This is a genomic window from Amorphoplanes digitatis (assembly GCF_014205335.1).
In the GTDB taxonomy this organism is placed as follows: Bacteria; Actinomycetota; Actinomycetes; order Mycobacteriales; family Micromonosporaceae; genus Actinoplanes; species Actinoplanes digitatus.
Genome location: NZ_JACHNH010000001.1, coordinates 7721953 through 7744690, shown reverse-complemented (window position 1 = coordinate 7744690; position 22738 = coordinate 7721953). Strand labels below are relative to the sequence as shown.

The 22738-nt window shown below is 71.2% G+C and carries 23 protein-coding genes; 5 read left to right on the top strand and 18 right to left on the bottom strand.

Annotated features, from left to right (window positions below; translation table 11 throughout):
- Window positions 1-7 precede the first annotated feature (7 nt).
- The 13 genes from BJ971_RS34095 to BJ971_RS34035 all read right to left on the bottom strand — a co-directional run bounded on the left by BJ971_RS34095 (window position 8) and on the right by BJ971_RS34035 (window position 13266).
- On the bottom strand, window positions 8-1516 hold the full coding sequence (locus BJ971_RS34095) for a ricin-type beta-trefoil lectin domain protein (RefSeq protein WP_184997417.1): 1509 nt from the start codon (window positions 1514-1516) through the stop codon (window positions 8-10).
- The gene (locus BJ971_RS34090) at window positions 1513-2190 is read right to left on the bottom strand and encodes a prepilin-type N-terminal cleavage/methylation domain-containing protein (protein WP_184997416.1); all 678 of its coding nucleotides are present in this window, start codon (window positions 2188-2190) and stop codon (window positions 1513-1515) included. Before BJ971_RS34090 ends, BJ971_RS34095 begins: the two co-directional genes overlap by 4 nt.
- Window positions 2190-3974 (bottom strand): putative Ig domain-containing protein, encoded by a 1785-nt coding sequence (locus tag BJ971_RS34085; protein ID WP_260415192.1) that lies wholly within the window; start codon window positions 3972-3974, stop codon window positions 2190-2192. Before BJ971_RS34085 ends, BJ971_RS34090 begins: the two co-directional genes overlap by 1 nt.
- A gap of 111 nt (window positions 3975-4085) precedes the next feature.
- Window positions 4086-4307, bottom strand: coding sequence for a hypothetical protein (locus BJ971_RS34080; protein WP_184997414.1), 222 nt, complete (start codon window positions 4305-4307; stop codon window positions 4086-4088).
- A gap of 2 nt (window positions 4308-4309) precedes the next feature.
- The gene (locus tag BJ971_RS34075; RefSeq protein WP_184997413.1) at window positions 4310-4912 is read right to left on the bottom strand and encodes a type 4a pilus biogenesis protein PilO; all 603 of its coding nucleotides are present in this window, start codon (window positions 4910-4912) and stop codon (window positions 4310-4312) included.
- Window positions 4912-5622 carry a PilN family protein gene (locus BJ971_RS34070; protein ID WP_184997412.1) on the bottom strand — a complete coding sequence of 237 codons (711 nt, stop codon included), beginning with the start codon at window positions 5620-5622 and terminating at the stop codon, window positions 4912-4914. The genes BJ971_RS34075 and BJ971_RS34070 overlap by 1 nt, the downstream gene beginning before the upstream one ends.
- Complete coding sequence (gene pilM / locus BJ971_RS34065) at window positions 5622-6647, bottom strand: type IV pilus assembly protein PilM (RefSeq protein WP_184997411.1); 1026 nt, start codon at window positions 6645-6647, stop codon at window positions 5622-5624. The genes BJ971_RS34070 and pilM overlap by 1 nt, the downstream gene beginning before the upstream one ends.
- A 17-nt stretch (window positions 6648-6664) precedes the next feature.
- Window positions 6665-7450: a prepilin peptidase gene (locus BJ971_RS34060; RefSeq protein ID WP_184997410.1), complete on the bottom strand. Its 786-nt coding sequence runs from the start codon at window positions 7448-7450 to the stop codon at window positions 6665-6667.
- Window positions 7451-7528: 78 nt separating this feature from the next.
- Entirely contained in the window at window positions 7529-8002 is a 474-nt protein-coding gene (locus BJ971_RS34055; RefSeq protein ID WP_184997409.1) for a type II secretion system protein, read from the bottom strand.
- Window positions 8003-8100: 98 nt separating this feature from the next.
- Window positions 8101-9330 (bottom strand): type II secretion system F family protein, encoded by a 1230-nt coding sequence (locus BJ971_RS34050; RefSeq protein WP_184997408.1) that lies wholly within the window; start codon window positions 9328-9330, stop codon window positions 8101-8103.
- Between the two features lies 1 nt (window position 9331).
- Window positions 9332-10468 carry a type IV pilus twitching motility protein PilT gene (locus BJ971_RS34045; protein WP_184997407.1) on the bottom strand — a complete coding sequence of 379 codons (1137 nt, stop codon included), beginning with the start codon at window positions 10466-10468 and terminating at the stop codon, window positions 9332-9334.
- Window positions 10469-10596: 128 nt separating this feature from the next.
- Window positions 10597-12279, bottom strand: coding sequence for a GspE/PulE family protein (locus tag BJ971_RS34040; protein ID WP_239087615.1), 1683 nt, complete (start codon window positions 12277-12279; stop codon window positions 10597-10599).
- Between the two features lie 21 nt (window positions 12280-12300).
- Window positions 12301-13266 carry a GlxA family transcriptional regulator gene (locus tag BJ971_RS34035; RefSeq protein WP_239087616.1) on the bottom strand — a complete coding sequence of 322 codons (966 nt, stop codon included), beginning with the start codon at window positions 13264-13266 and terminating at the stop codon, window positions 12301-12303.
- A 71-nt stretch (window positions 13267-13337) separates the two neighbouring features.
- Here BJ971_RS34035 and BJ971_RS34030 point away from each other — a divergent pair, with 71 nt between their 5' ends.
- Together BJ971_RS34030 and BJ971_RS34025 are read left to right on the top strand one after the other, a co-directional pair.
- A complete protein-coding gene (locus BJ971_RS34030; protein WP_184997405.1) occupies window positions 13338-14663 on the top strand; it encodes an MFS transporter in 1326 nt (441 codons plus the stop codon).
- Window positions 14664-14761: 98 nt separating this feature from the next.
- Window positions 14762-15292: a snapalysin family zinc-dependent metalloprotease gene (locus BJ971_RS34025; RefSeq protein WP_184997404.1), complete on the top strand. Its 531-nt coding sequence runs from the start codon at window positions 14762-14764 to the stop codon at window positions 15290-15292.
- Between the two features lie 33 nt (window positions 15293-15325).
- Here BJ971_RS34025 and BJ971_RS34020 read toward each other — a convergent pair whose 3' ends face one another.
- The gene (locus BJ971_RS34020) at window positions 15326-15643 is read right to left on the bottom strand and encodes an STAS domain-containing protein (RefSeq protein ID WP_184997403.1); all 318 of its coding nucleotides are present in this window, start codon (window positions 15641-15643) and stop codon (window positions 15326-15328) included.
- Between the two features lie 102 nt (window positions 15644-15745).
- Here BJ971_RS34020 and fxsT point away from each other — a divergent pair, with 102 nt between their 5' ends.
- The gene (fxsT, locus tag BJ971_RS34015) at window positions 15746-18166 is read left to right on the top strand and encodes an FxSxx-COOH system tetratricopeptide repeat protein (protein WP_184997402.1); all 2421 of its coding nucleotides are present in this window, start codon (window positions 15746-15748) and stop codon (window positions 18164-18166) included.
- 9 nt (window positions 18167-18175) lie between these two features.
- Here the strand turns inward: fxsT and BJ971_RS34010 are convergent, their stop codons facing one another.
- The 3 genes from BJ971_RS34010 to fxsA are packed head-to-tail and all read right to left on the bottom strand — an operon-like array spanning window position 18176 to window position 21548.
- Window positions 18176-19861 (bottom strand): putative bifunctional diguanylate cyclase/phosphodiesterase, encoded by a 1686-nt coding sequence (locus BJ971_RS34010; RefSeq protein ID WP_239087617.1) that lies wholly within the window; start codon window positions 19859-19861, stop codon window positions 18176-18178.
- Between the two features lie 57 nt (window positions 19862-19918).
- The gene (locus BJ971_RS34005; RefSeq protein ID WP_184997401.1) at window positions 19919-21385 is read right to left on the bottom strand and encodes an aKG-HExxH-type peptide beta-hydroxylase; all 1467 of its coding nucleotides are present in this window, start codon (window positions 21383-21385) and stop codon (window positions 19919-19921) included.
- 7 nt (window positions 21386-21392) lie between these two features.
- Window positions 21393-21548, bottom strand: coding sequence for an FxSxx-COOH cyclophane-containing RiPP peptide (fxsA, locus tag BJ971_RS34000; protein WP_184997400.1), 156 nt, complete (start codon window positions 21546-21548; stop codon window positions 21393-21395).
- 241 nt (window positions 21549-21789) lie between these two features.
- Here fxsA and BJ971_RS33995 point away from each other — a divergent pair, with 241 nt between their 5' ends.
- Window positions 21790-22005 (top strand): hypothetical protein, encoded by a 216-nt coding sequence (locus BJ971_RS33995; protein ID WP_184997399.1) that lies wholly within the window; start codon window positions 21790-21792, stop codon window positions 22003-22005.
- Entirely contained in the window at window positions 21995-22390 is a 396-nt protein-coding gene (locus BJ971_RS33990) for a hypothetical protein (RefSeq protein WP_239087618.1), read from the top strand. Before BJ971_RS33995 ends, BJ971_RS33990 begins: the two co-directional genes overlap by 11 nt.
- 37 nt (window positions 22391-22427) lie before the next feature.
- On the opposite strand, the gene BJ971_RS33985 is transcribed toward BJ971_RS33990, so the two are convergent.
- Window positions 22428-22712 carry a DUF427 domain-containing protein gene (locus tag BJ971_RS33985; RefSeq protein ID WP_184997398.1) on the bottom strand — a complete coding sequence of 95 codons (285 nt, stop codon included), beginning with the start codon at window positions 22710-22712 and terminating at the stop codon, window positions 22428-22430.
- Window positions 22713-22738 lie beyond the last annotated feature (26 nt).

Here is a 22738-nt window from a genome sequence, read left to right as displayed (position 1 = left end):
CCCTTGCCTATTTCTCGACGGTGTTGGTCAGGGTGTCCGGATCGGTGAGGTTCGCGGGAGCGTTCCATTTCTGCAGCAGGCTGCCGTCGCAGACGGCGACCTTCGTCTTCGCCGTGCCGTCGCCGTGGGTGTCAGGGTTGTCCACCGTCAGGTCGGTCGGGGTGAGGCAGTTTCCCATGAAATCGACGACGGTGTAACTGGTGGCGTACGTGCCGGTGTCGCCGAGCATCTTCCACTTCATGTCGTTGTCCAGCGCGCCGGTCGCGGTGCAGGTCTTCACCGTCGCGTAGACGTTCGAGGCGGTGGACAGCGGACTGCGCAGACAGACGCCGGGGCTGTTGGTGCCGGTCGTGCGGATGCGTCCCACCTCCGCCTGAGCCTCCGAGGCGGACGGCTTCGGCATGGTCCACCGCTGGTTCCACGAGACGTCGCCGTTCGGCGCCTGCTTGCAGAACCACACGATCATGTACGACATGTTGATGTCGTGATTGGTGACGTCGAGGCACCGGCTGAACTGCTTGAAGTTGATCAGCTGGCCGGTGGCGGACTCGCCCGTCGGGGTCTTGGCCGCGGCCATGCCCGCACCCACGGAGGCCTGCGGCCGGAACACCCGCTGGTCGGAGCCGCCGCCGCACCCGCCGATCACGAGAGAGCCGCCCGCCTTGCCGGGAGTGCTGAGGTTGAGGCAGTAGGCGTCCAGATCGACGCCGTTCGTGGTGCTGCGGAAGTTCGAGCTGTTGTCCAGGCTCCACTGCTGGCGGGCGGTCTTCAGGGCCTCGCACGGCTTGAAGGTCACCAGATCACCGGTGTTGCGCGGGACCGGGGCGTCGAGGCACATCCCGTTCAGTGCCGTCGGGCTCTCCGAATTGACCAGCTTGATGTAGAGAAATTCGGTGTACGCGAACCGCTGGTCGGTGCTGACCGTATACACCAGCTTGCCCTTGCTGTCGGGCTTGCGGTCGCACTCCTCCATCTTGACGGCCGCACCCGAGACCGGCCTCCGGGTGCCGCCGGAGTCCATGCACAGGTACGGGCTCGTCGGCTGGTCGAGGCGGATGTTGCCGCCGCTGATGTTCTCGTTCGTCGTCTTGAAGGTGTACGTCGCGCTCAACGTACGGGTGTCCGAGGCGCCCGTACCGGTCACGGACAGCTGGGCCGTCACGGGTATGCCGTTCGGGGGGCAGCCCAGGTCCACGCCGGACGCGCCGTAGTACCTGATGCTCACGGTGTACGGCTCGTCCGCGCCGGCCGGGCTGGCCATCTCGCACGGCGGCAGCTTCGTGTAGTCGCCCAGGGAGGTGCGGATCTGGCCGAGCGCCACGTCGATGCCGCTGCGGGCGGCGTCGAGCGCGCTGTTGCGGCTGGAGACCGTTGCGGTGCTGCCGGCCTGCAGGACGACGATGGGGACCATGATGGCGGTCAGCCCCATGACGACCGTCGTGAGGAGCATCGCCAGGGGCATCGAGCCCCGGTCGTCGATGTCGTGGCGCGGTCCCGGCCAGCGTGCGAACCTCATGGCGTCGGCCTTCCCTCACTACATCCGTTGCTCTGTGTGGCCTTCGCGGAGTTCACCGCGGAAAAGGTCGTGTCCACCGCCGCGGTGTTGTTCCCGACGCGTGTCGTCAGCCTGAACCGAAGCCGCTGGAAGGCAGTCTTGAAGTCCTGGCCGGCGACGGCGGTCGCGTACGGCATGGCACCGACGTTCTGGGTGTCGAACGGCGGATCCGTGCCCACGACGAGATTCGAGGCGATCGTCGCCCACGCGCTGGTGGCCGGTTTCGGATCGCCCGTCGGCCAGGTGCCCCGGGTCCACCGGATGAGCTGCAGGACCCCGGCGCCGTTCTGTCCGCCGGCCGAAGGTTGTGCCGTCGTGTCCAGGCGCAGCCGGTTGCAGCGGGTCGGGTCGGCCTCGGCGAACTCGACATACCAGAGATGGGAGTCCACCAGCTCCGGCTGGCCGATCCAGGACGCGTAGCGCAGCTCCCGGTCGAAGCGCTGGAAGGCCACGTTCAACTGCGACTGGGCGACGGCCGAGTTCTCGATCCGGCCGTTCGCCCAGTAGACCTGGGCGATACCCGTGGTGAAGACGATCATGACGATGCTCATGACGCTCATCGTGATCAGCATTTCGATGAGGGAGAGACCCTCATCGTCCGGCCGCGGCGCGGCCGTTTCGACGGTCCGGCGCATCACTTCACCGTCCAGGTGAACATCAGCACGGACGTCTTGCTCCCGTTCGTCACGGAGAACTTCACCGGGTAGGTGTCCCGCCTCGTCGGACTGCCGGTCACCGTGCCGCTGACGGTCATCGTCAGTCCGGGCGGCAGCCCGGTGGCGGTCCAGCGCGGCGAGTAGGGGTTGTTCGACATGCTGGTCGTGGCGGTCAGGTTCACCACGGCGCCGAGCAGGGTGGTCTGGTCCGGCTTCGACGGGCTCGGGGAGGTCACCCGCGCGCTGCTGCAGTTCTTCAACAGCCAGACGAGCTCGGTGGACGACGTCTTGCCGGCGCTGTCGGTGACGGTCATCGTGCTCACGTATCGGGTACAGGAGGTGGGCTTGCCCGTTACCGCTCCGTTGGACGAGTTGATCGACAGTCCGGGCGGTAGGTTCTGCGCCGACCAGGCGTAGGGCGTCTTGCCGCCGAACGCGGTCATGGTGACGTTGACGTTGGAGCCCAGATTCACGGTCTTCTGGTTCTGGCGGTTCGCCGTCAGCGGGGTTCCTGGTGGCGGAGTCCCGACGATCCAGGCGAACGACGTCGACTCCGTCCTGCCGTTGGCGTCCGTGACGGTGACGACGACGTTCTGCGCCGATGCCGTCGAGACGGTGCCCGTGATGACCCCGGTCGCCGGGTCGATCGTCAGCCCGGCCGGCACGTCCTCCGCCTCCCAGGTGTAGGGCGTCCGGCCACCGGCCGCCGTGACGGCCCGGGTCACCTTGTCGCCGACCTGGCTCGTCTGGTCACCGGGGGAGGTGACCGTCAGCTGTGGGTAGATGGTGAGCGTGAGCGTGAAGGTGTCGGACTCGTCCGAGCTGTCTGTCACCTTCACCGGGATCGAGTAGACGCCGATCGTCGTTGGCACACCGGTGAACGCGCCGGATTCCGGCACGATTGCCAGGCCAGGAGGCATCTTGGCGGGATCGGCCGACCAGGTGAGCAGCCCGGGCGCGCCGCCCTTGCTCAGCATCTGCAGGTTCAGTTCGTCGTTCCCCTCCACCTCCTCGTCCACGTAAGCGAACGCGGTGCTGGGACCGAGGATCGTGGGCGGCGGCGTGTTGAGGCTGAACACCGGGTCGGCGCCGATGCTGGCGAGCGTCGAGGTGACGTACATGCACTGTTTCGCGGCGGTGTCGGTGCAGCTGTTCGCCGTCCAGGTCACCGAAACCACTACCCGGATGTACTCCGCGTCGCCGGCGCCGCCGGTCTTCGTGCAGTTGTCCGCCGAACCGGAGGCGGACTTGTGCTGCCAGCACTTGCCCACGAACCATTGCTGGTCGTAGGACTGGCCGGGCAGCGACACGCTGACGGCAGTGGTGGGCAACGGCGCCCGCACTCCGGCCGGCGAGCTGGCCGACGGATCCCAGGCCTCTTCCATCGTGGCCAGCTCCAGGGCCAGCTTGGTGGGCTTGTCGTCCGGGGTCTTTCCCGCCTTGGCGAGGTCCGACTGCTGCCGGGTCTCCTGCTCGCTGCGCCCCTGCACCAGCGACGCGGGTTTGATCGCGCGTACCCGCTCCACCGCGTCGTTGGCGACCTGCACGGCGGACTGCATCGAGCGCTGCTTGCCGACCACGACGACGGATTTCACCATGAACGGCGTGGCGGCGAGCATGACGACGCTGATGATGGTGAGGGCGAAGAGCACCTCCATGAGCGAGAAGCCTTCGTCGCCCGGGCAGGCCGGCGTCGAGCCTGACGACCGGGGCGCATGACGCGTCCCGGGCCGCGTGCTGGCGCGGTCGTGACCGGCTGACATGCTTCTCCGTCCCTGTGGTGGCATCGGGGCCGTGTGGCGATCCCCACTTCTCGTGCGACTCATCGGCCGGGCCGGGCCGAACCTGAGCAGATCCGCGCCGTATGCGGTCGCTCAGGCGGTTCGGCGCGGCTTCGGCGCGCTCGGATCGAGCTCCACCAGCAGCCGCCGGTCGACGCCGGCCTCGTCGAGGATGCGTTCCACCGCGGCGATGGACAGCCAGTCGATGACGTCCTCGCCGTGCACGATCCGGTACCACCGGGTCTGCCGGCGGCGGACGATCTCGACCCGCCAGGTGCCGTCGGGTGTCTGCATGCCGCCCTCGACGTCCGCCACGCTCAGTCCGAGGTGACGGTCGGCGCTCCGGCGCCGGGCGGGGGAGCCACGAACGCCTTGACGGTGAGGTTGAGGCTCATCGGCCGCGACACGCCCATCTCCTCGCCGCCCTCGCTGGCCAGGTTGGCGGTTTCGATAAGCACCGCCCGCTTCTGCGCGGAGCCCTGCAACCGTTGGAGGAAGGCGCCGAGCCGGGAGGCGGTGCCCTCCGCGGTGAGCTGGATCGGCAGTGCCCAGACCCCGGGCGCGGACTCCTCCGCCACGGGCTGGCCGACGGTGATGCCGCTGACGTCGACGTCGACCACGTTGCCGGACGCCTGCAGCTGGCGCAGGAACGCCGGCACGCCGGAGTCCGGAGGAAGCGCGGTCGCGAGAGCGTTGTACTCCTTGGTCAGCTGGTCGATCCCGGCCTGATCGGCCGCCAGCTCGGCGTTCTGCTTGCGTAGCTTGGCGGCCTGGGTGACATACGCGTCGGTCTGTTCCTCGAGGCTGGCGGCCTCGGTGTGCTGTGGGTTGACCAGCAACAGCCAGGTGACGACGACGAGCAGAGCGACGACGACTATTCCGGCGATCATCCACAGCCGGTCGGGGTGGCGGGTACGCATCAGTTGCCTCCCGTGCACTTAGTGGTGAACCGGCCGCAGAGTGCTGCCTGCGTGATGTCGGCGGTGAGGCTGAAGGTGACCCGGTCTTCGTTCTCGCCCTCGCGCGTCACGCTGGTGACGAAGGGGTTCGCCAGCACGGTCTCCTTGGCGAGGGCGTCGACATATGCGGCGACCGCGCGCTTGTCCGGTCCGGTTCCGGTCACCACCAGGGAGCCGACCAGGGGCTCGGTGCTGGTGCCGGGCAGCGGGTTGGCCTCGGTCGCGGCGGCGCCGTCGGCCGTGTTGAGCCGCCCGTTCACGCCGTCGACCTGAATGCCCGACCGGGTGCCGGCGTGGCGCACGGTGTCCAGCATCGCGTCCCAGTCGAGGTCGTTCGCCATCACGGCCTTGAGCTGGCCGCTGAGCGTGGCGATCCCGTTCTGGATCCGGACGGTCTCGGAGTACTCGGCCTGTTTGCGCTGCAGGTCCGCGACCGCGACGCTGGCCGCCTCGAGGTCGCTCTCGGCCGCCCGCGTCTGCTGGTAGGCCACGGTGAACCAGGCGGCGCAGAGCCCGGCGACGAGGACGACCACGACGGCGACCCAGAGCCCGGCGCGGCGGGCCCGCCGCGCGGCGCTGATCTCCTCGGGTAGCAGGCTCGCCGAGATCGTCAGGATCCGGTTGACCCGCTGTGGGGACACGGCCGGGTCGATGGGCAGCAGGGTGGTCATCAGGCTGCCGCTCCCAGGGTCAGGCCGATCGAAACCGCCGCCGACGGGACAAAACTGTCGAATCCACGCTGGCGGGCCTCGCGCGTGTCGCGGAGGCGGACGGCGGCGTCGGCGTACATGACCTGGACGCCGAGCTGCTTCTGTACATGGTCGGCGAGGCCGGGCATCAGGGCGGTACCGCCGCAGAGCGAGATCCGGGTGACCTGCTTCTGCCGCTCGCCGGAGGCGAGGTAGGTGAACGAGCTGCGCAGCTCGTTGATCAGTGGGCGGATCGCGTCGGCGACCGCGACCGCGGTGTCCGGCCGGTCGTCGCCGTGCAGGCCGAAGCGGCACTTGAGCGCCTCGGCCTCCGGTGCGGAGATGCCGAGCCGGGTGGCGATGCTCTCGGTGACCTCGACGCCGCCGCGCGGCACGGTACGCACGATCAGCGGCTCGCCGTCGGTGTGCACCACCACGCTGGTGACCTCGGCGCCGATGTCCACGATGGCCTCGACCTGCGCGTCCAGCCGGGAGGCGGCACGGAGCAGCGCGAACGAGGCCAGGTCGACGTCGACGACGTGCAGGCCGGCCTTCTGCACGGCCTGCACCAGCTCCAGCACGGCGTCCTTGGGCACGGCGATGAGCAGCCCGCGCACGGTCGGGTTGTCGCCCGGCTCCTCCAGCGGGCGGAAGTCCAGCAGCGAGCGCTCGACCGCGAGCGGCAGCATGTCGCGCACCTGGAACGGCAGCGACTTGCGCATCTCCTTGGCCGGCAGGTTGGAGACGGACACCTCGCGGACCACCAGCTGCGGGTTGGTGACGCCGAGCCTGACCCGCTTGGTGTTGAACTTGCAGGCCGCCCAGAGCTGCTTGAGCGCGGAGGTGAGCGCGATCGGGTCCTCGAGGACGCCGCCCTGGACGGTGCCGTGCGGGAGCGGCACCTGGCCGAAGTTGGTAAGCGAGTGCTCGTCCTTCGCGCGGCGGACCTCCACGGCGCGGATGGACGACGAGCCGATGTCCAGCCCGATCGGATTGACGCCAGCCATCGGTTTCCTTCCTTGGCTCAGGCAGTGGGGATGAGCAGGGACGTGTACCAGTCGGTGATCGGTGCCGCGGCGAAGACCGCCAGGAACGCGCCGGCGAGCATGTACGGGCCGAACGGGATGCGGCTCTTGCGTCCGGCCAGCCGGGTCGCCATCAGCACGACGCCGACGGCGCCGCCGAGCAGGAACGCCGCGAACCCGCCGATGGCCACCGCGCCCCAGCCGAGCCAGCCCAGGTAGAAGCCGAGCAGCGGGGCGAGCTTGACGTCGCCGCCGCCCATTCCGCCGAAGTGGGCGAGCGCGCGGTAGAGGAGCCAGAGCAGCGCCGCGGCGGCCAGCCCCCGCACGATCGGGGCGGGGCCGTCGCCGAGCAGCGCGGCCGGCACCAGCAGGGCCAGGGCGACCAGGTAGGACGGCAGCACGATGGCGTTCGGCAGCCGCATCACGTCGAGGTCGATGAGTGCGAGCGCGATCGCGACGGCGGCGAGGTACAGGTATGCCGGCAGCGCCCAGGAGGGGCCGAACTTCGCCGCCACGGCCACGAAGAGCGCGGCGGTTCCGGCCTCGACGAGCGGGTAGCGGATGCTGATCGGGGCGCGGCAGTCGGCGCAGCGGCCGCGCAGCAGCAGCCAGCCGAGTACCGGCACGTTGTGCCGGTTGCGGACCGCGGCGCCGCACTGCGGGCAGTGCGATCCGGGCCGGACCAGGGACTCGTCCCGGGGCACCCGATGGATCACCACGTTCAGGAACGAGCCGACGGCGAGGCCGAGCAGGGCGACGATGCCGATCAGCAAGGCCTGCGGCATGGCCGGCTCCTTCCCTGGTGGTGGATGCAACAGGTGCCGGGTGGCGGCGCTGAGGGCGCCGCCACCCGAAGGGAACTGTCAGACGCAGGTCGCCGGGCTGGCCGGCGCGGCCGTCATCGCCTTGACCGAGCCGCCGACCGCGCTGTCGTACAGGTACCACTTGCCGCTGCCGCCGGTGTTGGTCGCGCAGATCTTGTAGGTGGTCGACGGAGCAGCGCCGAGGGCGTAGTACAGCTGGGTCTTGTCCGACAGCGTGATCTTCTGGGTCGAGGTGCCCAGCGTCACGGTCGGCGTGGCACCGGCGCTGTTGTTGCCGGTCGTGGACGGCGGGTACACGTTGTTGTTCTCGGTGTAGTACTGCTCGACCGCACTGATCGCGCCGCGGACGTCGGACTGGGCCGACTTGTCGGCCGCGCCCGCGCGGTAGTTCAGGTAGACCGGGACGGCGATGGCGACCAGGACGCCAATGATGACCACGACCACCAGGAGCTCGATGAGGGTGAAGCCCTCGTCCTGCTTCTTGGCGCGCAGCCGGGCGAGAATGTCCTGCATTGGGGGTGCCTCCAGTAGGCGTCAGGGGTGGGGCGGGTATTGGTGTTGCTGTTCGGGCTCGGGTGCCCGACGTCGACCGGAGTGCGGCCGCTCCAGGTTCAGCCCTGGATGTTCTGGTAGATGGTGAACATCGGTAGGTACAGACAGATCACCATCCCGCCGACCACGGTGCCCATGACGAGGACCATGATCGGTTCGATCGAGGCGGTCAGGGAGTCGGCAGCGCTGTCGACCTCCCTGTCATAGAAATCGGCAACCTTGTCGAGCATCTGACTGATCTGGCCGCTTTCCTCTCCGACCTCGATCATCTGCGTGACCATCTCGGGGAAGACCTTGTGCTGGCGCAGGGCCGAGGACATCGGGCGCCCGTCGCGTACGGCCGAACCGACGTCGCGCATGGCCATGTTGATGACCTCGTTGCCGGTGGTCTCGCCGACCACGGACAGCGCCTGCATGACGGGCACGCCGACGTTGAGCAGCAGGCCGAGGTTGCGCGAGAACCGGCTCATCGCGAGCTTGCGGAAGAGCGATCCGAAGACCGGCAGCCGGAGCTTGAGCCGATCGACCTTCAGCCGGAAGTCCGCACTCTCCCGCGATTTGCGCTTGTAGACGACCGATCCGCTGATGCCGAGGGTCAGGACGAGCGGCCCGATCCACCACATGTTGTGGCTCGCGTCGACCAGGAACTGGGTGATGCCCGGTAGCTCGCCGCCCAGGTTCTTGAACATCGCCTCGAACACCGGAACGATGAAGATCAGCACGGCCGCGATCAGCACGAACGTGAAGCCCAGCACGATCGCCGGGTAGGTCAGCGCGCTCTTGATCTTGCCGCGGAGTGCGGTGTCCTTCTCCAGGCTCTCCGCGACCTGTTCGAGGGCGCGGTCGATCATGCCGCCCGCCTCGCCGGCGCGGATCATCGCGACCATCAGACGGGGGAAGACCTTGTCGTGCTTGGCCATGGCCGCCGAGAGCGACACGCCGCCGGCGACATCGGCGTTGATCTCGGCGGTCGCCCTCTTGATCGGGGCCGAGCTGGTCTGCTCCTCGAGGATCGACAGCGAGCGCAGCAGCGACATGCCCGAGGAGGTCATCGTGGCGAACTGGCGGGCGAAGACCGCCAGGTCCTTGAGCTTGGTCCGGTTGCCCAGCCCGGGAATCTTGAGGTCCTGGTTGAGCCCGCGACCCGCCTGGCTCATCTCCAGCGGCACCTCGCCGCGCCCACGCAGGATGTGCGTCGCCGCGGTCTCGTTCGCGGCCTCCAGCGTGCCCTTGGTCTTGTGGCCCTGCGCGTCGATGCTGCTGTAGTGGAACGTCTTGGTCGCCGCCATGTCACATCCGTCCGATCAGCCGCTTGAGCTCTTCCGGGGAGTGGCAGATCTCGAGGGCGGCCTGGACCGTGATCAGGCCCTCGCGGACGCGTTCGGCCAGATGCTGGTCGAACGCCAACATGCCGTCGTTGCCGCCGGCCTGCATGAAGGACGGGATCTGGTGCGACTTGCCCTCGCGGATCAGGCTCCGGATGGCGGGCGTCGCGGTGAGGATCTCGCAGATCACCGTGCGGCCCTTGCCGTCGGCACGCGGCGCGAGCGCCTGGGTGACGACGCCCTGGAGGCTCGCCGCGAGCTGCGCGCGGATCTGGAGTTGCTGGTGTGGCGGGAAGATGTCGATGACGCGGTCGATCGTCTGCGTCGCGCTCTGCGTGTGCAGGGTCGCCAGCACCAGGTGGCCGGTCTCGGCGGCGGTCAGCGCGGTCGCGGTCGTCTCGAGGTCGCGCAGCTCGCCGACCAGGATGATGTCGGGGTCCTGGCGCAGCGCGTGCTTGAGCGCCTGCGGGAAGGTCTCCGTGTCGGAGCCGACCTCACGCTGGTTGACCAGGCTGCGCTTGTGCGGGTGCAGGAACTCGATCGGGTCCTCGATGGTGATGATGTGTGCCGAGCGGCTGCGGTTCGCCAGGTCGAGCACCGACGCGAGGGTGGTGGTCTTGCCGGAGCCGGTCGGGCCGGTCACCAGGACCAGGCCGCGGGGCAGGTGCGCGAAGCGGGCGACGGACTCGGGCATGCCCAGCTCGTCCAGCGGCTTGATCTTGTGGGGGATGGCCCGGAAGACGGCCCCGCACGAGTTGCGCTGGATGTAGAGGTTTCCGCGGAACCGGGAGACGCCGATGATGCTGTGCGCGAAGTCCATCTCCTGGTTGCGCTGGAACGTCTGCCACTGCTCCGCCGAGACGGCCGCGCGGGCCAGCAGGGCGGTGTCGGCGGAGTTGAGCTTTCCGTAGCCGGGCAGCGGGGTCAGGCTGCCGTCGACCCGGATCATCGGCGGGGAGCCGACGGTCAGGTGCAGGTCGGAGCCGCGGGACTCGACGAGGGTGATCAGCATCTGGTCCAGCACCGCCAGGTCGCCCGCGCCGGGCGCGGCCGGATCCACCGGCCCCGCCTGGTGTGGGATCTCGTGATCTAGCGCGTACATGGGCTGCACCGGCAATCTCGTCGTGAAAACTGAATGCCCTTCTCATTCGGCACGTCGTGGCGATGGTTTAGGGCCTTTTTCACGGAAAATGTGCGAGTCTCCGCACGGAGGCGTAGCCTGCGGCCGGCTCAGACCGCGACGCGGGAGACCTCCCGGATGGACGTGAGGCCGCCGGCCGCCTTGGCCAGGCCGTCGGAGCGCAGCTCGTACATGCCCTGTTCGAGGGCCACCTCGCGGATCTCGTTGGAGGAGGCCCGGCGGATGGTCAGCGACTCGATCTCGGCCGAGATCGGCATGACCTCGTGCAGCGCGAGCCGCCCGCGGTAGCCGGTGTTCGCGCAGTTGCGGCAGCCGACCGGCCGGTAGAGCGCCTCCGGGATCCGCAGGTCGTGCAGCGGCCAGCGGGCGCCCTCCAGCTCCTCCTCGGTCGGCAGGTACGCCTCCTTGCACCAGTCGCAGAGCCGCCGGGCGAGCCGCTGCGCCAGCACGCAGTCCAGCGACGAGCCGACCAGGAACGGCTCGATGCCCATCTCGGTGAGCCGGGTGACCGCGCCGGGCGCGTCGTTTGTGTGCAGGGTGGAGAGCACGAGGTGGCCGGTCAGGGACGCCTCGGTGGCGATCTGCGCCGTGTTGCCGTCGCGGATCTCGCCGATCAGCACGACGTCGGGGTCGGAGCGCAGGATGGCCGGCAGCACCGCGGCGAAGGTCAGGCCGGCCTTGGCGTTCACCTGCACCTGGTTGACGCCGCGCAGCCGGTACTCGACCGGGTCCTCGACCGTGATGACGTTGATCTCGGGCTTGCTGATCCGGCCAAGGGTCGCGTACAGGGTGGTGGACTTGCCGGAACCGGTCGGACCGGTGACCAGGACCATGCCGTGCGGCTTGCTGAACGACTCCGCGAAGCGGTTCAGGTTGTGCTGGGTGAAGCCCAGCTTGGCCATGTCGAGATCGATGCCGCCGGTGTCGAGCACGCGCAGGACGATCTTCTCGCCCCACACGGTCGGCAGGGTCGCCGTCCGCAGGTCGACCTGGCGGTCCCGGATCAGGACCGTGATGCGGCCGTTCTGGGGCACCCGCCGCTCGGTGATGTCGACGCCGGACATGATCTTCAGGCGCGAGGTCAGCGCCGCCATCACGCCGCGCGGCACCGTGTCGAGTTCGTGCAGGACGCCGTCGATGCGGTAGCGCACCCGCATCTCGTCCTCGGTGGGCTCGAGGTGCAGGTCGGAGGCGCGGTTCTGGATCGCCTGCTCGATCAGGTTGTTCACGTAGCGCACGATCGGCGCGTCGTCCGCGCTTGTCGCCTGCGCCGCCATGGGCTGCTCGTCGAGCGACTGGTCGGCCAGGTCGCCGAGGTCGCTGTCCTCGCGCTGCAACCGCTCGATGATCCGGCGGACCTCGCTGCGGGCGACCACGACCGGGCGGATCGTCATGCCGGTGGAGGCGCGGACGTCGTCGAGCGCCACCACGTCGCCGGGGTCGGTGACGCCGACGACCAGTTCGCCGTCGGCCATCGACAGGCCGAGCACCCGGTGGCGCAGCACGACGGCCATGGGTATGCGCTTGAGCGCGGCCGGGTCGGGGGAGTAGCCGACCAGGTCGAGGGTGTTGATGCCGAACGCGGCCGCGGCCGCGGTGGTCAGCTGCTCCTCGGTGACGACCTGGTCGTTGATCAGGACCGCGCGCACCGACCGGCCGCTGCGCTGCGCCTCGTCGGCCGCGGCGTCCACCGCGACCGGGTCGATGCCGATCTGCTTGAGGGCGTCGAGCAGCGGGCGGAAGGTCTGGTCCACGTTCGTCCCATCGGACACTTACCGCGTTTACTGAGGCGGTTACGTCTGACGAAACGTCCGGCGGTAGGCGGTCGGCGGCACCCCGATCGTCGCCTGAAGATGCTGCCGCAGCGCCGTGGCGCTGCCCAGCCCGGAGCGCCGGGCGACCAGGTCGACGGTCAGGTCGGTCGATTCGAGCAGCAGCCGGGCGTGCGCCACCCGCTGCCGCAGCAGCCACTTCTGCGGGCTCAGTCCGGTCTCGTCGCGGAACCGGCGGGTGAACGTGCGCACGCTCATCCGGGCGTGGCCGGCCATCTCCTCCAGGCTCACCGGCTCGGCGAGCCGGCGCAGCGCCCAGGCCCGGGTCGGCTCGGTGCCGCCGCCCAGCGCCGCCGGTACCGGTTGCTCGATGTACTGCGCCTGCCCGCCGTCGCGCCACGGCGGCACCACGCAGCGGCGGGCGGCCAGATTGGCCACCGCGGTGCCGTGGTCCTCGCGCACGACGTGCAGGCACAGGTCGATGCCGGCGCCGACGCCCGCCGAGGTGAGCACGTCGCCGCCGTCGAAGAACAGCACGTCGAAGTCCCAGTCGACCCGGGGATAGAGGCGGCGCAGGCGCTTGGCCCAGGCCCAGTGGCTGGCGGCGGTGCGTCCGTCGAGCAGGCCGGCTGCGGCGAGCACCGAGGCGCCGGTGCAGATCGAGATGATCCGGGCGCCGCGCGCGTGTGCGGCGCGCAGCGCCTCGGTCACCTCCGGGTCGAGCCGGCCCGTCGTCAGCACAGGGCCGCCGCTCACGCCGGGTACGAGGACGGTGTCGGCCGTGGCGAGCGGCGTGAGGTCGTGGTCCGGCACGACCTGGAAGCCGCCGCGCTCGGGGCGCACCGCCCGGCCGCCCGGCGCGCAGGTGGTGACCGTGTAGAAGGGCCGGTCGCCGGGGTCCCGGGCGGCGCCGAAGACCTGCGGCGGCACGCCGAGGTCGAAGCCGACCACGCCGTCGAGGGCCACCATCGCGATCGCATGGGTCATGGCCTGATTCTTGCGCATCATGGCTCTCCGGCCACTCGTCGGATCGGGTCGCGATCCGCAGAATTGGTCGCGTGATCCTTCGCCGCCCGCACCCCGCCTGGTACGTCGCCGCCGTCGCATTCGTCGCTCTGGTGGGCGCGGCCGGCTTCCGAGCCACCCCGTCGGTGCTGCTCCGGCCCCTGCACGAGGAGTTCGGCTGGTCGCTGGGGACGATCTCCGCCGCCGTCTCCGTCAACCTGCTGCTGTACGGCCTCACCGCCCCGTTCGCGGCGGCGCTGATGGAGAAGTTCGGCCTGCGCCGGGTCGTGGCCGCCGCGCTGGTGCTCGTCTCGGCGGGCAGCGGCCTCACCGTCTTCATGACGCACAGCTGGCAGCTGGTCCTCTGCTGGGGCGTGCTCGTCGGCCTCGGCACCGGCTCGATGGCGCTCGCCTTCGTCGCGGTCGTGGCGAACCGGTGGTTCGTGGCCCGGCGCGGGCTGGTCGTCGGCGTGCTGACCGCCGGCGGCGCCGCCGGCCAGCTCGTCTTCCTGCCGCTGCTGGCCCGGCTGACCGGCGAATACGGCTGGCGGGTCGCGGCGCTCACGGTGGCGGCCGCCGCGCTGAGCGTCGTGCCGCTGGTCTGGTGGCGGCTGCGCGACCGGCCCGCCGATCTCGGCGTGACCGCGTACGGTGCCGGGCCGGACGACCTGGTCCCCGCGCCGCCGGCGGCTCCGGGCGGCGCGGCCCGGGCGGCGCTGCGCGCGCTCGGCCAGGCCGCGAGGACCCGGCCGTTCTGGCTGCTCGCGGGCGGGTTCGCGATCTGCGGCGCGACCACCAACGGCCTCGTCGGCACCCACTTCATCCCGGCCGCGCACGACCACGGCATGACCGAGACGACCGCGGCCGGCCTGCTGGCCCTGGTCGGCCTCTTCGACATCGCGGGGACGATCGCCTCCGGCTGGCTCACCGACCGGGTCGACAGCCGCTGGCTGCTGGGCGGCTACTACGCGCTGCGCGGGCTGTCCCTGCTGGTCCTGCCGTCGCTGTTCGCCGCGACCGCGCACCCGAGCATGGTCGTCTTCATCCTCTTCTACGGCCTGGACTGGGTCGCGACGGTGCCGCCGACCGTCGCACTCTGCCGCGAGTACTTCGGGGCGAGCGGCGCGGTCGTCTTCGGCTGGGTCTTCGCCTCACACCAGATCGGCGCGGCCCTCGCGGCGACCGCGGCGGGGCTGGTCCGTGACCGGCTCGGCGACTACGACGCGGCCTGGTACGGCGCCGGCGCCCTCGCGCTGGCGGCCTCGCTGCTGTCGCTGATGCTGCTGGCCGGCCGGCGCCGCGGGAACGTCGGCCCGGCGGGCCCCGGCATCGGCGTGGCGTTCCCGGCCGCGCCGGCCGCTCCGGCGGCCATCACATGACGATGAGGCCGCAACCGGTATGACCTACCTGCATCGATAACCGTCTCTTGATGGCTACGGTGTGGACACCCGTCCCACCACCCCCAGGGAGGTCATCGATGCTGCGTAAGAGACTGTCCGCCGCGCTGGTAGCCGTCGCGATGCTGGTCGGCCTACAGGTCGCCACGGCCGCGCCGGCCGCGGCGGCGGCCCGGATCCTGTACTACGACGCCAGCCAGGCGCAGGAGTTCGTGGCCGTCGTCAACCAGGGCGCACAGATCTGGAACAGCAAGGTCACCAACGTCCAGCTCCAGCCGGTCCCGGCCGGCCGGACCCCGAACATCAGGGTGTACGCGGACAACGGCTGGCCGCGCACCTACTCCACGTCGCTCGGCAACGGGCGCTGGTACATGGGCCGGGAGGCCGTGAACGACGGCTACTACACCCCGAGGATCGCGGCGCACGAGTTCGGCCACATCCTCGGCCTCCCGGACCGCCGCACGGGCCTGTGCGCGGACCTGATGTCGGGCAGCAGCGCGCCGGTCGCCTGCAAGAACGCCAACCCGAACGCCACCGAGGCGGCGACGGTCAACAACCTCTTCCGCTCGGCGGCGGCGGTACCGGCCCGCGAGTACGTCTGGGCCGGCTGACGGCACACACCGGCCGGGCACCGTGCGCGCCGTTCATTCGCTGAGTTCGACGACCTCGAGCAGGCCGCTCAGCACGAGGATCTGGCGCACCGCGGTGCCCGGCCGGGCGAGCCGGAAGCCGATGCCGGCGTCCCGGGCACGCTGGAAGCCGAACGTCAGCGCCCCCAGCCCGGTCGAGTCGATGAAGGACAGTCCGGACAGGTCCACCACGATGCCGCGCGGGCGGCTTTCGAGCGCCTCCACCAGCGAGACGCGGACCTGACCGACGTTGAGGACGTCGACCTCCCCGCGCAGGGCGACCGTCACCACGTCGTCCTCGCGGTCGATGCTCGTCACAGGTTCCTCGGACACCGGTGCCTTTCCGATCGGCGGTAGCTTCCGCTGTGGTGGCGGTTCCACGTACGGTAGTCGGGACCACGACAGTAGACGGCCGAGTCACCTGGGGAGGGCGGCGTGCCGATCCAGGGTGGCCTGCCGCCGCGCAATCCGCATTTCGTTGGTCGTGAAGGGCTCCTCGTCGACGTGCGCGCGTCGCTCGGCGACGGCCCGGTGGTCCTGCTGCCGGCGGCCGGGCACGAGATCGGCGGCACCGGGCGCACCCAGCTCGCCGTCGAGTACGTCTACCGGTACGCCGACGCCTACGACCTGGTCTGGTGGATTCCCGCCGAGCAGCCGGCCGGCATGCGCGCCGCCCTCGTCGGCCTGGCGCAGGAGCTGAAGCTGCCCGAGGCCCGGGACCTGGACTCGACGCTCGGCGCGGTGCGCGACGCGCTGAGCCGCGGCGAGCCGCACCGCAACTGGCTCATCGTGTTCGCCAACGCGAACCGGCCCGAGGACATCCGGCCCTACCTGCCGGACGGCGCCGGGCACGTGCTGATCACCTCCCGCAATCCCCGGTGGACGGCCGAGGTCGCGCAGGCGGTCCCGGTCGCGGCCTTCGACCGTACGGACAGTGTGGACCTGTTGCGGCGCCGCGGACCCGAGCTGTCCGCCGCCGACGCGGAGCTGCTGGCCGAGCGGCTCGCCGACGTGCCGATGGCGCTCGACCAGGCGGCCGCGGTGCGCAAGGCGACGGGCTGGACCGCCGCGGAATACCTGCGCCGCTACGACGAGCGCTCCGCCGAGCTCGCGTTCCCGACGCCGATCCGGGTGGCGTGGGGGCTGTCCGCCGACGCGCTGTCCGAGGCCTCGCCGGCCGCCTACGAGCTGCTCGAGCTCTCCGCGTTCCTGGCCAGCGCCCCGGTGTCGTGGGAGCTGCTCTGGGCCGCCCGGGGCCGGGTCTCGGCCGAGCTGGACCACACGGTCCGCATCGAGCGGCGGCTCAAGGCCGCGCTGCGCCTGATCGGCCGGTACGGGCTCGCCGACCTCGATCCGCCCGGCGAGAGCATGCTCGTGCATCCGCTGGTCCGCGGCATGGTCGGCCAGCAGCTCAGCTCGGAGCGGCACGCCGCCCTGCAACGCTCGGTGCGCGCGATGCTGGCCGCGGCCGACCTCGGCGACCCGGACAACCCGGCGCACTGGCCCCGATACTCGGCGATCGTCGCGCACCTGGTCCACGCGGACGTGCTCGGCGGCGAGGCCGAGGAGATCCGCCAGCTGGTCATCAACTGCATCCGCTTCCTGTACGCGCGCGGCGACTGGGACTCCAGCCGGGAGCTGGCGGCCCAGGCGGTGGCCCGCTGGCGCGACGACCTCGGCGAGGCCGACGAGCAGACGCTGCTCGCCTCGTTCCACCTGGCCAACGCCCTGCGGTCGGTCGGGCGCACGGCGGACGCCCGGGACCTGAACGCGCGGACGCTGCGCGCGCAGCGCGAGGTGCTCGGCGCGGACGACGAGACCACCCTCGCGACGGCCAACAGCGTCGGCGCCGACCTGCGGATGCAGGGTCACTTCGGCCAGGCCCGCCAGCTCGACGCGGACAACCTGGTGCGCTACCGCCGGCTGTTCGGCGAGAGCTTCCCGACCGCGCTGCGCTGTGCCAACAACCTCGCGGTCGACCTGCGGCTGCTCGGCGACTTCCGGGGCGCGCGGGCGCTGGACGAGCAGGTGCTCCGGCACCGCCAGATGATCTTCGTCGAGGGGCATCCGGAGACGCTGTCCTCGCGGGCCGGGCTGGCGTTCGACCTGCTCGGCATGGGCGACTACACCGGCGCGACCGAGGTGCTCAACGGCGGGCACGCCGAGGCGCTCGGCCCGGGGCACCCGATGGCGCTCTGGGCCGGCCGGTTCGCGGCGATCGCGGCCCGGCGCTGCGGCCTGCCGCAGGCACGGGAGCTCGCCGAGGCCAACGTCGAGCTGTTCCGGCAGCGGCGCGGCGACCAGAGCGTCGAGACGCTCGGCGCGGTGGTGTCGCTGGCGAACTGCGCCTGGGTGGACGGCGACCTCGACGAGGCGCAGCGGCTGCTGGAGCGCGCCGTGGCCGACTACCGGGCGGTGCTGGGCGCCGAGCACCCGTTCACGCTGGCCGCGGTGACCAACCTGGCCGGCGTCGTGCGCGCCGCCGGCCGGTTCCCGGAGGCACGCACGTTGGACGCGGAGGCGCTCGGCGGGCTGCGGCGCAGCGTCGGCGCCGACCACCCGTTCACGCTGAGCTGCGCCAACGGCGTGGCGGCCGACCTGATCGCGACCGGCGAGGCGCAGCGGGCCCGGGAGATCGCGCTCGACACGCTCTCGCGCTCCCGCGTGCAGCGCGGTGCGGAGCATCCGCACACGCTGGCGTGCGCGTTCAACGTCTCGCTGGACTCCGGGGACGAGCTGTCGACCCAGCTCGCGATCGACGAGCTCCAGAAGTACTGCGGCGACAGCCACCCGCTGCTGACCCGCGCGCTGGCGGGCGTACGCCTCGAGACGGAGATCGAGCCGCCGCCGCTGTAATGGCCTGGGTCAGGCCGAGAGGGCCGACTGGCGGTTCAGCAGCGCGGTCAGGTCGCCGGCCGGCATCGGCCGGGCGAAGTGGTAGCCCTGCGCCTGCGCGCAGTCGAGCTCGCGCAGGCGGGCGGCCTGCGTCGCATCCTCGACGCCCTCGGCGACCGGCGCCAGGTTGAAGGTCCGGGCGATCTGCAGCACGGCCTCGGCGACCGACGCGCCGCTGTTCTCCTGCATGGCCTGCACGAACGTCCTGTCGATCTTCACGACGTCGACGGGCAGCCGGCCGAGGTGGCTCAGCGACGAGAAGCCGGTGCCGAAGTCGTCGAGCGCGATCCGGACGCCGAGCGTCTTCAGCGCGCTCAGCACCCGCGCCGACTCGGTCAGGTCGACGAGCGCGACCGACTCGGTCAGCTCCAGCACCAGCAGCGACGGGGTGAGGCCGGTGCGCTCCAGCACGGAGCGGACCTCCTCGACCAGGTCGGGCTTGCCGAGCTGGCTGGCGGAGAGGTTGACGTTGAGCTCGAAGCCGGGCACCTGCTCCTGCCACTGCGCGGCCTGCCGGCAGGCCTGCTCGAGCACCCAGCCGCCGAGGCGGGGCAGCAGGCCGAGCGACTCGGCCATGTCCAGGAAGGCGGCGGGCGGCAGCATGCCCCGCTCGGGGTGGTTCCAGCGGACCAGCGCCTCGACGCCGACGGTGTTCTCGCCGTTCAGGTCGACGATCGGCTGGTAGTGCACCTCGAACTCTTCGTCGTCGAGGGCGCGGCGCAGGTCGGCCTCCTCGCGGCGGCGCTGCTCGGCCCGGGCGAACTGGGCCGGGTCGAAGCGGCGGGCGACGCCCTTGCCCTCGTCCTTGGCCTGGTAGAGGGCGAGGTCGGCCTCGCGCATCAGGTCGTCGACCGCCATGCCGCTGCCGCGGGTCAGGGCGATGCCGGCGCTGGCCGGGATGGTCAGCACGGTGTCGCCGACCACCAGGGGCTGTGCAAGGTCGCGCAGGATCCGGTTGGCCACCGTGTCGGCGATCAGGTCGTCGGCGAGCCGGGGGAGCAGCACCACGAACTCGTCGCCGTCGAGGCGGGAGACGGTGTCGTTGTTGCGGACGTTCGCGGTCAGTCGCTCCGCCGCGGTGCGCAGCAGCTCGTCGCCGGTGGCGTGGCCGTAGGCGTCGTTGACCTCCTTGAACCCGTCCAGGTCGACCAGGATCACGGCGGTCATCGTGTCCTCGGCGTGCGCCAGCGCGTCGACGGCGTGGTCCAGGAACAGCTTGCGGTTGCCGAGCTCGGTCAGCGGGTCGCGGCTAGCCTGATGCGCCAGCTGGGCGCGCTGCTGGGTGAGGTCCCGGACGAGGCCCTCGGTGGTGCGGGCGCCGAGGAACTGGCGGAGCAGGATGGTCGCGGCGACGGCGATGACGAGCCAGGTCAGCGCGGGGCTGATGCCGTCCCGTGCGGACCAGTAGCCGGCCATGGCGACCGCGGCGGCGACGGGCAGGAACTGCATCAGCGGCCGACGGCGGGCCAGCACGATCACGCCGATGCCGAGGAGGGTGACCGTGGCGAGGCCGGCGATCAGGTCGGGCACGCCCGCGCCGGGGTCGCCGAGGTCGGCGAACATCGCCGGCCACGCGAGCAGCAACAGCGACGTGAAGATCATGGCGTGGTCGACACCGCGTCGCACACGATCCATGGCCTTGTCGATCGGACCCATGACACCCACCTCCAACAGGGGGTCTCATCGGTGCCGGATTGCCCGATCTGAGCGAACTTACGAAGAAAGCCAGGTCGCGAGCGTGATCGGGTCCACATTTCGGTCGCCCAGCGCGCGGTAGGCGGCCGCGAGGACCTCCGGCTCGGCGCTCAGCCCGCCGGTCAGGACCAGACCCGCCCAGGCCGCGTCGTCACCCGGATCACCCATCAGACCCCTGGCGTACGCGTGGACGGCCGCATCCCGCTCGCCCCGGACGTACGCGAGATCGCCGCCCGTCCCGTACACCGGCTCGCCGCGGAGCACGGCGTGCGCCAGGTCCAGCCGGGCGCTCGCCTCCAGCGCCCGGCGGGGCTGTTCGCGCAGGTGGGATGCGACGCGCGGCGGGGAGTCCCCGCGGCGCCACGCCGCGGCCAGCGCGCGGGCGTCCGCCGGGTCGACGCGCAGGTTCCGCAGCCGCCAGCGCAGGCGGTGGTCCGCGTTCGCGCCGGCGGCGAGCCGCGCCACCTCGGGCGCGACCGGCTCGTCGAGCCAGGGCAGCGCCTCGGCCCGCAGCGCGGTCACGAATCGGGTACCCGCCGCGGTGAGCCGGCCCCGGCCCAGCAGCTCGTCCGCAGCGGTGACCACGGCCGAGCGCCACCTGGCGAACTCGAAGGCCGCCAGCGGATCGCCGTCGCGGGCCCGCCGGAAGCGGGCGACGTTCAGGTAGGCGTAGGCGCCGTGCAGGATTCCGGACGCCGGGCGGGGGTCGTCGCGCCACGGCGAGTAACCGAGGGCGTCCGGCTCCTCGTGCAGGTCGAAGAGGTAGTTCACCGCGTTCAGGACGCTGTGCTGTGTCTCGTGCAGCAGCCCGACCGCGAGCGCGGTGGCGTCGGCGGGCTCGGACATGGCGACGGCGCCGAACGCGTCCGCGGAGGTCGCGCTGATGCCCCGGGCGTCCGGGTCGGCCTCGACGGGAACGATGCAGTCCAGGACCGCGGCCAGCACCTCGGCCTGCGGCCGCAGCCGGCCGGCGAGCAGCCGCCAGGCCCCTGCGAAGAGCTCCTGCCAGCGTGCCGCCTGTGCGTCGGTGAGCCGGGCGGCCGGCGTCAGCCCGAGCCGGGACCGCAGCGGATCCTGATCCTCGACCCGTACCGAGATCGACAACCCGTCGTGGGTGGCGGTGAGCAGCCGCCCGGCCCGGCCCGGCGCCGCGGCGAGGTCCGCCAGGTATCCGGCGCCTGCCTCTTCGGGCAGACTTCCGAGCCGAAGCGCGCTGAGGTAACTCGCCGCCCACACCCCGGTCAGCGGCCGGGCGAGCATCTCGCGTACGCGCGGGGGGTCCGCACGCTCCTGCGCGACCAGGCTCGCGAACCCGGGTGTCGGAGCGGTCGCGGCGATCTCGCGCAGTAACAACATGTGGCGGCTGAGCTGGGCGCGGCGCAGCTCGCCGACGGTCGCGGCGTCGGGGCGGCCCGCGCCGAGCGCGGCGAACGCGCCGTCGCTGAGCCGGTGCGGGCGCGCGCCGGCGATCCCGGATCGCGTCATGATCTCCTCAGAGCGCCGAATTGAAGCCGGCGATCGGCTGGCCCGGCCGGACCAGGTCGTCCGCGAGCCGCCGCAGGCAGTGCGCCAGCGCCGAGTCGTCGACCGGGCCCGGTGCGGCATCCGCCGCCAGCTCGGCGAGCGACAGCCCGGATACGTCGATCATGGCCGATCGCCACTCGCGTGCCGGACCCGTGGTGTTCGTACCCCCGTCCACGGACACCTACTCTCAGTATTCGTCGACACTGTTTGCCGACCGACAAGTATCAATGTATTACCGCAACATTACGGCGGTCGTCGGGTCGGGTGATGTCGGGGAGTTACCGGAGGCTGCGGTCGCCGGGTTTGACGCGGCGTGATCTCATAGGGACGCCAACACAGCGAAAGTCGGCAACGGAGGACAAACTGTGCTGGGACGGAAAGTGGAGGACGCGGAGGACAGCGTGCGTGACCAGGTCGATGACGCGGTCGAGGAGACCGCCGACACCGATGCGGCCCCGGAACGACCGGAGCAGCCGGTGATGCCCTCGCCACCGTTCCCCACGTTCCAGAGCCGCCCGACGCTGCCGCACCAGGTGCCGGGCGTGGGTTTCGAGAGTGGGCGGGACAGCCGTGCCCGCTGAGGATTCCCCGGCGCGCCTGCCCCGGCGTGGCCCCGCGCCGCCCGTCGACCAGATGGACAACGCCGAGCTGGCCCGCCTGATCGAGGCCGAGCACCCCTATCGCGGCAAGGCGCTCTTCGAGCTGTCGGACCGGATCCCGCTCGACGACGACGCCGCGACGAAGGTGGCGATGCTGAGCCGGCTGACCTCGCTGCGGACCGCGCGGCTCTTCGACCGGGTCTCGCTGGCGTGGTCGGCGATCATCGCGCTGTTGGCGGCGGAGACCCCGCACTCGCGGTCCTCGGCCTACGAGGCGTTCTACGCGCTCGCGCCGGCGGAGCAGGCCGACATGCTGGACTACCTGGAGGTGTCGGCGATCGAGGAGGCCCACCCCAGGATCGGGTAGGCGGCGCGGGCCCGCGAGCCCGCGCCGGCGGCGAGCGTCAGGCCTCGACCTTGACCGTCTTCTTGAACGCGACCCGGTCGCGGACGGCCTTGGCGTCGGGCTTCGGCTCCGGATAGAACCAGACCGCGTCCTGGGTGACCTGCCCGGCGGCCTCGAGCGTGTAGTAGGAAGCCTTGCCCTTCCACGGGCAGACGGTGTGCGTATCCGACGGGCGCAGCACGTCCTCGCGCAGCGAGGAGCGCGGGAAATACGTGTTGCCCTCGACTACCACGGTGTCGTCGCTCTCGGCGATGATCTCGTCGTTCCAGATGGCCTTCGGCATACCCCGAACGTAGCGCGCCACCTGGA